Annotated in this window: 11 protein-coding genes; 1 reads left to right on the top strand and 10 read right to left on the bottom strand. The window is 45.4% G+C overall.

Annotated elements, in window-relative coordinates:
- Window positions 1-12: 12 nt before the first annotated feature.
- Genes RWY97_RS02655 through RWY97_RS02630 form a run of 6 tightly spaced genes read right to left on the bottom strand, consistent with a single transcriptional unit; the run spans window position 13 to window position 6,152 of the window.
- Window positions 13-1,326 carry a DUF58 domain-containing protein gene (locus tag RWY97_RS02655; RefSeq protein ID WP_315565445.1) on the bottom strand — a complete coding sequence of 438 codons (1,314 nt, stop codon included), beginning with the start codon at window positions 1,324-1,326 and terminating at the stop codon, window positions 13-15.
- Window positions 1,326-2,294: an AAA family ATPase gene (locus RWY97_RS02650; RefSeq protein ID WP_390883246.1), complete on the bottom strand. Its 969-nt coding sequence runs from the start codon at window positions 2,292-2,294 to the stop codon at window positions 1,326-1,328. The genes RWY97_RS02655 and RWY97_RS02650 overlap by 1 nt, the downstream gene beginning before the upstream one ends.
- Window positions 2,295-3,539: a DUF4350 domain-containing protein gene (locus RWY97_RS02645; protein WP_315565366.1), complete on the bottom strand. Its 1,245-nt coding sequence runs from the start codon at window positions 3,537-3,539 to the stop codon at window positions 2,295-2,297.
- Window positions 3,536-4,150 carry a DUF4129 domain-containing protein gene (locus RWY97_RS02640; protein WP_314739245.1) on the bottom strand — a complete coding sequence of 205 codons (615 nt, stop codon included), beginning with the start codon at window positions 4,148-4,150 and terminating at the stop codon, window positions 3,536-3,538. Before RWY97_RS02640 ends, RWY97_RS02645 begins: the two co-directional genes overlap by 4 nt.
- A gap of 9 nt (window positions 4,151-4,159) precedes the next feature.
- The gene (locus RWY97_RS02635) at window positions 4,160-5,164 is read right to left on the bottom strand and encodes a hypothetical protein (RefSeq protein WP_021584599.1); all 1,005 of its coding nucleotides are present in this window, start codon (window positions 5,162-5,164) and stop codon (window positions 4,160-4,162) included.
- The gene (locus tag RWY97_RS02630) at window positions 5,154-6,152 is read right to left on the bottom strand and encodes a stage II sporulation protein M (RefSeq protein WP_315565363.1); all 999 of its coding nucleotides are present in this window, start codon (window positions 6,150-6,152) and stop codon (window positions 5,154-5,156) included. The genes RWY97_RS02635 and RWY97_RS02630 overlap by 11 nt, the downstream gene beginning before the upstream one ends.
- A gap of 79 nt (window positions 6,153-6,231) precedes the next feature.
- Between RWY97_RS02630 and RWY97_RS02625 the strand changes: the two genes are divergently transcribed.
- Window positions 6,232-6,957 carry an RDD family protein gene (locus RWY97_RS02625; protein ID WP_314080205.1) on the top strand — a complete coding sequence of 242 codons (726 nt, stop codon included), beginning with the start codon at window positions 6,232-6,234 and terminating at the stop codon, window positions 6,955-6,957.
- A gap of 825 nt (window positions 6,958-7,782) precedes the next feature.
- Here RWY97_RS02625 and RWY97_RS02620 read toward each other — a convergent pair.
- From RWY97_RS02620 to RWY97_RS02605, 4 genes are all read right to left on the bottom strand, one after another.
- Entirely contained in the window at window positions 7,783-8,547 is a 765-nt protein-coding gene (locus RWY97_RS02620) for a UDP-2,3-diacylglucosamine diphosphatase (RefSeq protein WP_021584573.1), read from the bottom strand.
- Entirely contained in the window at window positions 8,544-8,864 is a 321-nt protein-coding gene (locus RWY97_RS02615; RefSeq protein ID WP_024991993.1) for a metal-sulfur cluster assembly factor, read from the bottom strand. The genes RWY97_RS02620 and RWY97_RS02615 overlap by 4 nt, the downstream gene beginning before the upstream one ends.
- Before the next feature lie 113 nt (window positions 8,865-8,977).
- The gene (locus RWY97_RS02610; protein ID WP_315565361.1) at window positions 8,978-10,018 is read right to left on the bottom strand and encodes a hypothetical protein; all 1,041 of its coding nucleotides are present in this window, start codon (window positions 10,016-10,018) and stop codon (window positions 8,978-8,980) included.
- A gap of 86 nt (window positions 10,019-10,104) precedes the next feature.
- Window positions 10,105-12,291: a TonB-dependent receptor gene (locus tag RWY97_RS02605; RefSeq protein ID WP_315565358.1), complete on the bottom strand. Its 2,187-nt coding sequence runs from the start codon at window positions 12,289-12,291 to the stop codon at window positions 10,105-10,107.
- Between the last annotated feature and the right edge of the window lie 62 nt (window positions 12,292-12,353).

Genomic DNA, 12,353 nt, shown 5'->3' with positions numbered 1-12,353 from the left:
CCTATTCAAATTTTAATTAATAGCCTGCCGAGCTTTCATTTCTAAATATTTATTGATAACGGCCACGGACAGATTGGCCGGCGTAGTAAGCAGAGATGAGATGCCGTTCTGCTGCAATGTAGAGACGACAAGCCTCTGCTCGTAGGCAAATTTCTCGGCAATCACATGCCGATAATATTCTTCCGTATTCGTAGCCGGTGTACGAATGTAGGCTTTCAGCTGCTCATCCTCAAAAAAAACGACCAATAACCGATGGTGGCGATTGAGTTGTCTGAGATAAGGCAACTGCCTTTTCAAACTTGATATGCCGCTAAAATTGGTATAAAGAACAAGCAACGAACGTTTGTTGACGTGCAGGTTGAGATTGGCCGAAAGCGCTGAGAAGTCTGTTTCGCCGAAAGTCGTCTCTTGTGCATATAGAGTTTCTAAGATGTTTTGTAGCTGTCCGTGACGTTTCGAGGCCGGAACAAAGGTATCGAAACACTCATTAAACGTAACGAGGCCCGCCTTATCATCGCGGTTCATTGCAACAAACGAGAGTACAAGTGCAGCATTGATGGCATAATCTAACAACGTCATACCCAGGAAAGCCTGCTGCATCACGCGCCCTTTATCGATAAGATTGAAGATTTGTTGCGACCGCTCATCCTGGTAAACATTCACCATCAATTGATGCCGACGGGCACTTGCTTTCCAATTAATCGTGCGATAGTCATCGCCTTTGACATAATCCTTAATCTGTTCAAACTCCGTATGATGCCCCACTCGTCGTATTTTCTTAATCCCAAGCTCTGTTAATCGATTGCTAACAGCCATCAATTCATATTGCCGTAGCATCAAATAAGCCGGATAAACTTTAATATCCACGGGAGTTCCACAGGTGAAACGGCGCTCGATCAAACTGAGACGTGTAGACGCAAATATACGAATCCTACCAAATCCATACACACCTCGCTTAACAGGATGCAGCCGATAACGAATGGTCTTGCCCTTACCGGGACTCAGATTCAGCCGGAAACAGACATCGCGACGCTGGAAAACGGCAGGTATTTCATCGATTACTGTCAAACGAACAAACATCGGATAGCTGCTCTCTACACGTATCTTCACCTCATTGTCATCACCATTTGAAAAGCGTCGGGCACACGTTCGCTCGGCTGTCAGGCCATCTCGGGCATACAGAAACACTGCTTCTGTTAACACAAGAACGATAAACGCCGCAAGCATCCACCGTCCGATATCAAACAACGGACCGTAAAAATATCCTCCGGCAATGAGCAAAATAAGGATGACCGATGCAATATAAAACCTGCGGGAAAGATACATCACTTTGGTACTTCAACCTTATCGATCAACTTGCGGGCTACTTTCGAAAGGCTATAACCTTCCATTTCCGCTTCGGCTGTCAGTATCAGACGGTGCTGAAGCACTGCCGGCGTTACAAATTTGATGTCGTCCGGTGTCACGAAATCGCGTCCTTGCAACAGTGCCGATGCTTTGGCAGTCTGCAAAATGGCTACGGAAGCACGAGGAGAAGCGCCCAAATACACCGCTTTACTGCTTCGCGTCTGCTGCACTAACTGTGCGATGTATCGCAGGAGCGTGTGATCTACGACCACACTGTCTGTCAATGCACGCATCTGTAATAATTCATCACCTGTAAGAATGGGGGAAATACCGGCGAGTTTCACCAACTGAGCATTATTCTGATGCCGCTCCAAGATGTGCACCTCTTCGTCGGCCGAAGGATAACCGATGTCTATTTTCATCAGAAATCGATCTAACTGGGCCTCCGGCAATTTGTAAGTTCCCTCCTGCTCCACAGGGTTTTGCGTAGCAAGAATGGTGTAAAGATCACCCATCTTGTGTGTCGTTCCGTCAATCGTCACCTGCTTTTCTTCCATCACCTCAAACAAAGCTGCCTGCGTTTTGGCCGGAGCGCGGTTGATTTCATCTACCAACACGAGATCGGCAAATATCGGTCCCTCGTGAAAATCAAATTCAGAGGTCTTCAAATTGAATACAGTCGTACCGAGAACATCACTCGGCATCAAATCGGGTGTAAATTGCACGCGGCTGAAACGGGCATCAATCAGTCTTGCAATAAGCCTTGCCAGCAATGTCTTTGCTGTTCCCGGCACACCTTCTAACAAGATATGACCGCCCGAAAGAATGCACGTGAGCACGAGACTCACGGCCTCGTCTTGCCCCACAATCACTTGAGCAATCTGCTGTTTCAGCTGTTGCATCTTCTCGGCAAAGCCTGTAAGATCTATTCTTTGTTCTTCCATCATCTATATTTCATTGATTATTTTATTCATTTTATCGATATATTGCTGCATTTCCTGTTGTGAAATGTTGGCTTCGTAATGGTAAGCCAGTCGCAAGTCTTTGATAATCGCGTCGATTTCTTCCCGTGCAATACCCGTCTTCTGTGACAAGACGGAGACTGTGCGGTTGTTATCGGCTGTATCTTCCACATCCACCATCAATCGCTCACGCAGTGTTTCGGCAAAATAAATAAACTTTTTACGCACCAAATCAGTATTATCGTGCTGCTGATAATAGAGTGTTCCGATGAGCTGAACAAACTCCAATGATTTATTGTCCGGTGTTTTTACTACCGGAATTACACGCTGGCGACGACGCGCCGTGAAACCCATCATCAGGAGAACGGTTATCAACGACAGATACAAAGCCCATCGAAGCGGTGGTTGTTGCAGGAAATATCGGAACGGAGAGATCTCGTTTCGCCCTGTTTGCAAGGCCAATGGACTGGTGTCGAGACGCACAACAGATCGGTCAGCGACCTCATTCATCAGTCTCATTATATAATTTTCGGCATGTCCGTTGAGCAATCCGAAGTTGGTAAAGAGCAACGGATGACTCACCAAAATCAGTTCGCCATGCCCCACTTTACGCTTTGCAGCCAAGAGATCCTGCCTTAATCGACCATTCGAAAGACTGTCAATTGCGACCGCAGAGTCGGCAATCAACTTATCACTCAACAATTGTGCATAAACAGAATAAACGGCTTGCGGATAGGGCGCAGAAGTTCCTCGCCAATAGACTGGCGTATAGAGTGCCATCTCTTTGCCGACGAATTGCTTTCTCAGTGCGGTAAAATCAAAATAATCTCCATTCGATTTGACATCAATCCCGAAGTTTTTGAACAGCAGACTATCAGTATCTTCACCGTAACGACGACACGCAACGAGCATCACTTTACTGCCCTCTGCCAGGAGTTTCTTAATTTCCCGGATGTCGGTTCTATTCAAATCTAACTGATCGGAGACGAGCAATACTGCCTGTTTTCCCCTTTCCTTACTCATCTGATAAAGTGTCTTACGCTCTACCCGGTAGCCGTGCGGCATCGTTTGAGCCATTACGCTGTCGAAGACAAGACATCCGAAAGGATTCGAATCGCGGTGACCGAATGTGGGAGTCCAGTCGAACGGCTTCGGCATCTGCATCTGAACAATGAAAAGCAAGATCGCCATCACGGCGATGACAATAAAGAAAATACGACTACCTCTCATTCTGGCACCTCCTCTCTAATGACTGCTTGCAAACGCATCATTTCTTCACAAAGAGATGGCGTGGCTTCGAATCCGCCATAACGAATGCGTAGGAAATGGGTTGTAAATACCCGGAAGAGCGATGTATTGACTTCCAACGTGTATTGTGTAGGTGTCTTATAAGGTTGCCAATCAATCTGTCCGCCGTCGCTGAGCATCTTCAACGTCTGTAAATAAATAAGTCGCACGGCCTCACGATAGGCTTTTCGCTCCATCGCTTGACGGATTTGCGCCGAAAAGTTGATACCGTAAATGGAGTCTTCTTCCACTGAATAAGCTATTGCCGACCGCTGATTGCGACCGAACTGGCGTGGTATAATGCGCCAAAAGAAATAAATGAGCAGACCGATACACGCTATACCGAGGACAAACCATATCCACCTACCGTTGATTTGGTAAAAATCGTTGTGAAATACCGACCTGATGAGCTGTGAAAACCAGGATGCCGCACGATCCGAAAGGTCTGAGTCCGCCTGCACCAATTCACGTGCATAGTTATAGTGCTCATCTGCCCGCCACGCATTCAGCGCAGTAGTGTCGACAGTCAGCGTGTCAATGGCAGTACCGGTCATCGCTCCCTGTTACAGATTTTCAAAGTCATCGATATCCCTTTTAGGACCCTCAAACTCTTCAAAATCATCTGTATTCTTATCAGCCAATGTCTCAAAATGGTCTATTTCCTTTTTCACGGACACCGAATCTAACTTTTCGGCTGCGTGACCATATTGAAAAGTCATTGCAATCAAAATCAACGCGGCACCGAGATACATACCGAACGATTGTACGATACCTGCCAAATAGGCAAAGAAGCTGACGAAAACATTCTCAGAGACACCGTTACTTGCAGCGGTAGACATATCAAATAGACCTTCACTCATAACAGCAATACCCCACGGCAAAGACAAAACACCAATCAACAGATAAGCGATGATACTCACAACGAAACCTAATGCGAAGATACCGCCCCACGTATTGAAGCCCAATCGGAAAGTTTTCTTGACATTCCCAATCACATCTATCTCTTCAAAAATAAATATCGGTGTGAGCAAAGCCAATGGAATGACGCAGATAATAAGCCCCGGATAAGTGACAATGAGCGTTAACGGTGTGATAAGTGTCAATATAACCATCGCCACAGAAACCACAATCCCCAAGCCGCAACCCACAACTACGGCCACAACTATACGCAATGCGCTTTGCTTCAACGTGGGTAATAGTTCACGAAAAGTAAGTCCTTGCAAACGGTTCTCACGTCCGAAATAGAGTTTAAGCAAGCTATATACAACAATATTCATCAGAAACGACGCGACGACAAATGTCAAGAGAACTGCCACATAGCCCATTATATAGGTCTGCATCATATCGTCTGCAATCTGTCTTGTGTAAGCCTGACGCATCATCTTGAACATATTGCCGAGCCACGAATTGAAAGCGATAGACTGAATCAAGCAAAACGGCAATATGAAATAAGCGAGATACTTGAGCAAAACGCGCCAATTCTCAGATACGAAGTCGAATGTTGCCGAGAACTTCTCGCTGAAAGTGCGAACCCGATAGAGTTCGATCTTAGGTGTATTAATTTCCATTTTTATTATAATTAATTCTTTGTTGATAATTTGCCGAGGTATGATATCCTATATAATAAGGTAAAATAATGAAGTAAAAAATAACGAATGCCAGCGACACTAAGATCACCGCAAAACGGATTCTGTCGTCAACCTCGGTGTGACGGGTAATAAAGCCCTCGATAAAACCGGCTACAACGAACAGCGGAACAGTGCCGACGACTATCTTCAAGCCACGCTTCGCACCCCTCTGAAACGACTCCAAACGCGAGTAAGTGCCCGGGAACAGGAAACCATTACCCAATGCCAGACCTGCCGCTCCGGCCACAATGATGGCCGAAATTTCCAATGTGCCGTGCTGGAAAATGGTCAGCAGCGACTCGCCCAGCAAGCCGTGCTGATAGAAAAGCGACCCGAAACAACCGAGCATCACGCCGTTCCGGAACAGTTGCCAGCCCGTTCCGATGCTTGTCAGCAATCCCATCGCAAATACAAAGACAGCTACCGTGATATTGTTGAGCGTGATTTGCAGGAACATTCCCATCTCGGGTGCACCGGCATAAACATCCATCGGCCGTCCGTGCGCAATATTATCGAGCGTCATATCCACATAACGGTCACCTAAAATAAGGCGCACGAAGTCGATATCTGCAAGTTGAGAGATAACACCGATAAGCACAGATACACTAAAAATGACAAAAGATATAAGCAGCAAGCGGCGCTCCTCAAACATTGTCTGCGGCACTTCGCGCGTCCAAAAAGTAATGATGCGCCCCCATTTTTCACGTTTATTGCGGTAGATTGCGTGGTGTAATGTTGCAGATAAATTATTAAGATAGATCGTGATGCGCGACGAGGGATAATGTGTCTGGGCAAAAGCCAAATCGGCCGTTATATCCATATAGACTTCAGCCAACCTGTCGGGCGACTCTTCCGCAGCATCATCGGCCACAGCTTCCATCTGTTGCCATTTCTCGATATGTGTACGTATAAACGTCAGTTCTTTCAAGGTGATAATGAGATTTTACGCAAATGACACCGCAAATATAAGAAAAATATTCTACTTTTGCAACAGTAACAGACATAAAATGGCAACAACTGACATTATTACAGGTCAATTCGTACGCATCAGTCAGACACCGGCCAGTATCGGCGACCGTGTCGTAGCACGACTCATCGATATGTTAGTTCTGTTCTGTTACCTCTTCTCCGCCATCGAGTTTTACAACTTTTACGGCGTATCTGCCAATAGAACAGCCGAATGGTTGATACCGCTCCTCATCTTATTACCTGCAATGAGTTACACGTTTCTTTGCGAAATGTTTTTCCACGGGCAGACAATCGGCAAGCACATCCGCCATATTCGCACTGTGAAAGTCGATGGATCGACGCCTACGATGGGGGCCCTCTTGTTGCGATGGATGCTCAATCTGATCGATATTTACTTCTATTGTATAGGGCTGTTGTTCATTGCCTGTACCAGAAAGCACCAACGTTTGGGCGATCTTGCTGCCGGAACGATGGTTGTCCAACTACTTGATTACAAGCATTTGCACATTACGTTGGATGAGTTCGATTATGCCCGCCGAAACTACCACCCCGTCTACGTTTCCGCCCAACGGCTTTCCGTCGGCCAAGTAGATATCATCCGTAAGACGATTGACAGTTACTCGCAAAGCAATCAACGGCAAATCGACACGCTTGCGGATAAAGTGCGGTGTTTTTTAGAGATAGAGCAGCAAGACCAAGACAGTTTAACCTTTCTCACCACCCTACTTCACGACTATCAATATTATGCCTTGGAGCTAGTATGAAAGATTAACCAGCGGCTGCAAAAATTACAATTGCAAAATAAAGAATGGTTTTCGAATAAGCAAATATTTATCATCAAGAGTGCGGTTCGTTAACTTACGGATATAAAAAAAGGGGCTCCGCTGAGTCCCAACCTTATTAACCTTAAATCTAATACCATGAAAAACACGATGCAAAGATACAAGCATTTCCGACATATTGCAAGTATTTCAGCTATAAATATTTCTCTTTCATACTTTTCTTGACTTAAATCAAGGATTCGTTAGCAGTATTATACGGAAACACTTATTATCTTTCGCTTTTATCCAAGACACCGTAACATCACATACAAGGCTACGATTGTCAACAGAAGCAGCAAGAACAATTATATCTTCCAGATGATGTGGGCTTATAATGAGCTCACGTTATATTTATCAATATTCCATTGAAAGGACAGAGTAGGAAAGCACGATGACAAGTCGTATACTTGTGGGACACTCCTATACGAGTAGTGGGGCACTGGTCGTATACTTGTCAGGATACCCCAGAAACATAGGTTTCAGCACAAACACTAATTCTATAATCATGGCCACGTCTTCCAAGATTTCAATCTACGTCTGCATTACCTCTTCCTCGAATACAGCGACACGTTTTATACGAATACCAGAACTGCCGTATTGGGCAACGGTCATTGGATATTGGACGGTTGCTGACGCCGCTGCCAAATAGGTTTGCAATACACATTCTGATTAGAACCAGGACAATTATCAATAAATGCTAATGATAAAATCCTTTCAAATGGTATAAAACCGCTTGAAAGGATTTTCCATATCCGAATCTGATAAGTTTCAAGGTTGACTCTCACCTTCGACATATTGTTCAAGGAACATATGTTCGCCATCGAACACGGCATAGGTGAACTGCCAGATCCAGTCGCCGAGAATGATCATCCGGGTTTTACGAGACAGCATCAGGTCAAGCTCAATATGGCGGTGCCCGTAGAGATAAAAGTCTACATTACTATGTGTCTTCATATAGTTTTTGGTGAACTGAACCAAATATTCTTTGTCTTCGCCGAGATAAGGCAACTCTTTTCCCTCGGCACGCTTCAACCGGCTGTGCTTGGCCCACGTCAGTCCCAGCCACATTCCCCAACGGGGATGTACTGCATTGAACAGACGCTGACAGGTACGGTTATGAAAGACTCGTCGCAACAGTTTAAAACGATTATCAGGATCGCCCAAGCCATCACCGTGTGCCAAGAAAAATACCTTGTCATAGATTTCTGTGGTAAGGGGACGTGTATGGACTATCAACCCGCATTCTTCTTCCAAGTAACCGTAAGTCCAAATATCGTGATTACCCGTAAAAAAATGCACTTCGATACCCATATCAGTCAATTCGGAGAGCTTGCCGAGAAAACGTGTATATCCTTTCGGAACAACATAACGATATTCATTCCAAAAGTCGAACATATCGCCCAAAAGGTAGATTGCGGCAGCCTTATACTTGATGCTGTCGAGGAATCTCACCAATCTACGCTCTTGCATCCGTCCGTGCTCAATAGCCAACGAGCCCAAATGTGCGTCCGAAAGAAAATAAACCTGCTTCATTCAAATCCCAGCTCTACCCTTGCTTCTTCGCTCATCATACTCTGATCCCATTCCGGTTCAAACACCAGATTGACATTGACACCTTTGATTCCGTCAAGACTCTCAATCTTGGTACGCACATCATCAAGGATGAAATCGGCAGCAGGACAAGCGGGAGAAGTGAAAGTCATATCAAGATCCACAGAGAAATCGTCCTTAACATCTACCTTATAAATCATTCCCAAATCCCAAATATTGACGGGAATCTCAGGGTCATAGACTGTCTTGAGCACATCCACGATACGCTCTTCTATCTTTATCTTTTCTTCTTGTGTCATAAAATCATAAAAGTTTGTTTTGCAAATATACTGAAAATGTCAGATAATGCAAAACAAACTTTATGTTTTTTACCCTTTCGCAGGATAGGTGTCGATTTCAGACTTGAAATGGCTTATAGCCAGATGGTCCCCGACTCAGCATCGCCCGAAGTGATATATTTCGTGCAATAGTCTGTCAATGCCTCATCCCACGAGATATTGAAAGCCTTCATAATGGAGTGAATCAAGTTGTTACCTACTTTATCTAAACTACCATTGGGATGTTTCTTTACATAGTCAGGCACTTCTTTGAGCGTCATTGTCGTAGGATAACCTTCGATATAATCCTCATTCTCTGCATAAACCACTACCGGAACAGTAATGTTAATATCCCAAGAACCGATTTGAACCTGACGAGACGAAGGACTATCGAACGGGCTGAAGCTACCGGTCTTGGGATCTTTCTTACCACGGTTGTCATGCAACAGACGAATACGGAGATTCATTGTGACACGATCTTTAAGGAATCTGACAGCGCCTTTCAGCCCAATCGGATTGCTCTTACCTGTCAATGTTGCGGCGCCACTATGGTGAGTCTTATCCCAAGGTGTCGTATCCACATACTTATATTCGATGTAATCGGTCGTTTTCACACCATCACCAATAGCCGCATCAGTCATCAGATTCTTAACGTTTTCAACGGTGAAGAAGTGCTGATGAATAGCGTCCTGCCCGTTCTGAACGAACTGCTGGTTCATCAACTCGCCTTTCACGTTATAATACTTAATAAACATCAGATAAATAGGAGCAGGATTCGGATCGTCTTTTAGAGGATATTCGTTAGCTTTAATCACGTAAAACTTACTCTGACTACCCTCTGCAAGGCCCCATCCTTTCCCGGGTTTCACCTCATAGGTAATCTCTTGTATACGTTTCAGATACTTGGCTTTGCTCTCGGGATTCTGATGAGGTCCGCCATTGCTTTCAATCTTATTCCACGCGCCGTGCATATGGCACTCCACCAACTGGATTGTAACCTTAGTAGGGTCTTCGTGGAGTTTGTTTTCAGGCTCATTATTCGGTTTGTCAGGCTCATTGCTGCAAGCAGTGAACGACACGGCAAACAGAGCTGCACCCAGCAGCACCAACACTGATGTTAATACGTTCTTTTTCATATTGTTCTGTTGTTTAAAATAATTATTTACTGTTATTTACTAAATCTTACCTGTTAACTTGTCTACTCATTTCCTTGTAAATTTCGTCAGAAAAACCACCCTATCGAGCATCGAATATCACGCCCCATATCGTGAGCATAATATCGCGAGCGATTGGTATACTCTTTATATTCCTTATTTAGAAGGTTATCCGCGGCAACCAATACACGAAGTTTATTCGTTGCCGACACCTTCCAGTCGGCCCCGAGTTCAAATCCCCAAAGACCGTACGATGCCGGTGTGAAAGCAATCAGGTCGCTGTCCGGATTGAAGCGTCTCTGCTTGAACACGAATCTATGCTTCAACTGTGCCCACGCATCAATACCACCGAGTCGTATCCCCGACCAAGTAAGATCGTGATCGATACGTGCCGACGGGATATAAGGCAGATAATTGTGCGTCTTCTGTTCATTAGCCCAAATAAGTCCCGACAACAAATGATATTCAAGATGTGCCGTCGGACGCACCTTTACATCCAAATCGATACCGCGGAAGAAAGCATCCGTCTGCTTGTATTGGAACAATGGATAAGACCCGGAGATAATAGTGATATACTGATGAGACGGTTCATCATAGATGTATCCGTTGATCCATTGCAAGTAACCGTCAAGACGCACATCGGCAAAAGTGCTCCGATAAGTAACGGATGTAATCCATTTAGTACTCTGCTCAGAGTGCATCGTGGAGTCTCCTATAACAAACATCCCCGAACCCAACTCATTTCCGTTACTGTAAAGTTCGTAAACGTGAGGGGCACGCCACGCCAATCCAAGGCTAGACGTGATTTTCCAATGCTCATCAGGCCGATAGTTAGCACCCAAGTTATATGAGAAATTACTAAAAATATGGTGCCCACCATAGCGTTTACCCGTATAATCATAACCCGCAGCACGTGTTTCCTGATTATCGAAACGAATACCGGCCTCGGCATCCCACATCTTATAGCGATATTTCTGTATGGCATAAATGCCGAGATCATACTCGGTGTAGTTAGGAATAAGCGGCACCACTCCCGTACCGGCCTGATTCTTATTGCGAATATGCAGGTAAGATGACCCTGCCTCGGTGTTCCACCGGCCGTAACCGAGCGTCCATTTCAATTGGTTCTGAAACGAAGTGAGATCCATACTCACTGCTGGAATATTCGAATGATTCATCCGTCGCACGCGGTTTTCTTTCCGATCATCGGCTTGGAAAGCAGTCTGCCAAAAGAAATTACCATATTTTCCCGCATCATAATATACCTTGCCGATAGCCGTGTGATGAACAACATGCTGGAAAGGATAGGTGATGTGCCGGGTATAAGGCTCAATCTCGACCGGTCGCCCCAATGCAATGCGCTCTTTCAAAAGGTCTTCACTACCCAGCTGAGCACTGAGCATTACGCCCAATTTCAGATTATACATACTGTAAAATCCCTCCAATCGCAACCGTTGATACTTATAACCGAGTGTAGCTGAGATGTCGTGCTCACGATAACCCGTGTTATTGAGCAAATAATGGGCTGTCTTTTGGTCGCCCGAATTGGCATAAGTGCCCTGCAATCGCCATGCAATATCTCGATTGAAAGGCATCGTCCCCTCGGCCTGAGCTACTGCCGAATAGCGCAACCCGTTGCTCCCATAAAGCGCCCGGACGTGCCCCGTCGTTTGTTCCTGCCCGTAAGGCAGATACTTTTGCTCCATCACGATGATGCCACCGAGTGCTTCCGAACCATACCTCACCGATTCTGCACCCTTGACTACCTCTATCGAGCCACTGCTGTTTTGGTCAATCTCCGGTGCGTGATCGGCTCCCCACTGCTGTCCGGTCTGTCGTGCACCGTTGTTCACAATCAAAATCCGATTGCCATACATACCGTTGATGACAGGTTTAGCCACCGTCGTACCCGTCTGTATCGAACTCACGCCACTTACGTGTTCCAAAAGCGACGCGAGAGATTTGCCCATCGATCGGTCAATCATATTCGATGTGATTTTCTCGCTCACACTGTTTACACTCGCCTGCCGGCGTTCTCCTGTAACAACGATTTCTTTAATCTGCTGTTCTTTTCCGAGAACAGACTTCTGTTTTTTCCTTTTCTGTGCAGTCTTTATCGTGTCCGCGTTTGCTACCGATACCTTATCAGTACTGCCATTTCCTGTTACCTGTTGTGCACGTAATGACACAACGGGAACAGACAGTAACAAGACGCACGACACACATTTGCAAAACTGCAATGCACTGTGTTTCATCTGTTTATGAATCTGAATGAATTACGGCTCTGACTCACCGTTATTCGCCTTGTAAGCAACGG

This window comes from Hoylesella pleuritidis, from assembly GCF_963541955.1.
GTDB lineage: Bacteria > Bacteroidota > Bacteroidia > Bacteroidales > Bacteroidaceae > Prevotella > Prevotella pleuritidis.
This window is presented reverse-complemented; position numbering and strand designations above follow the sequence as displayed.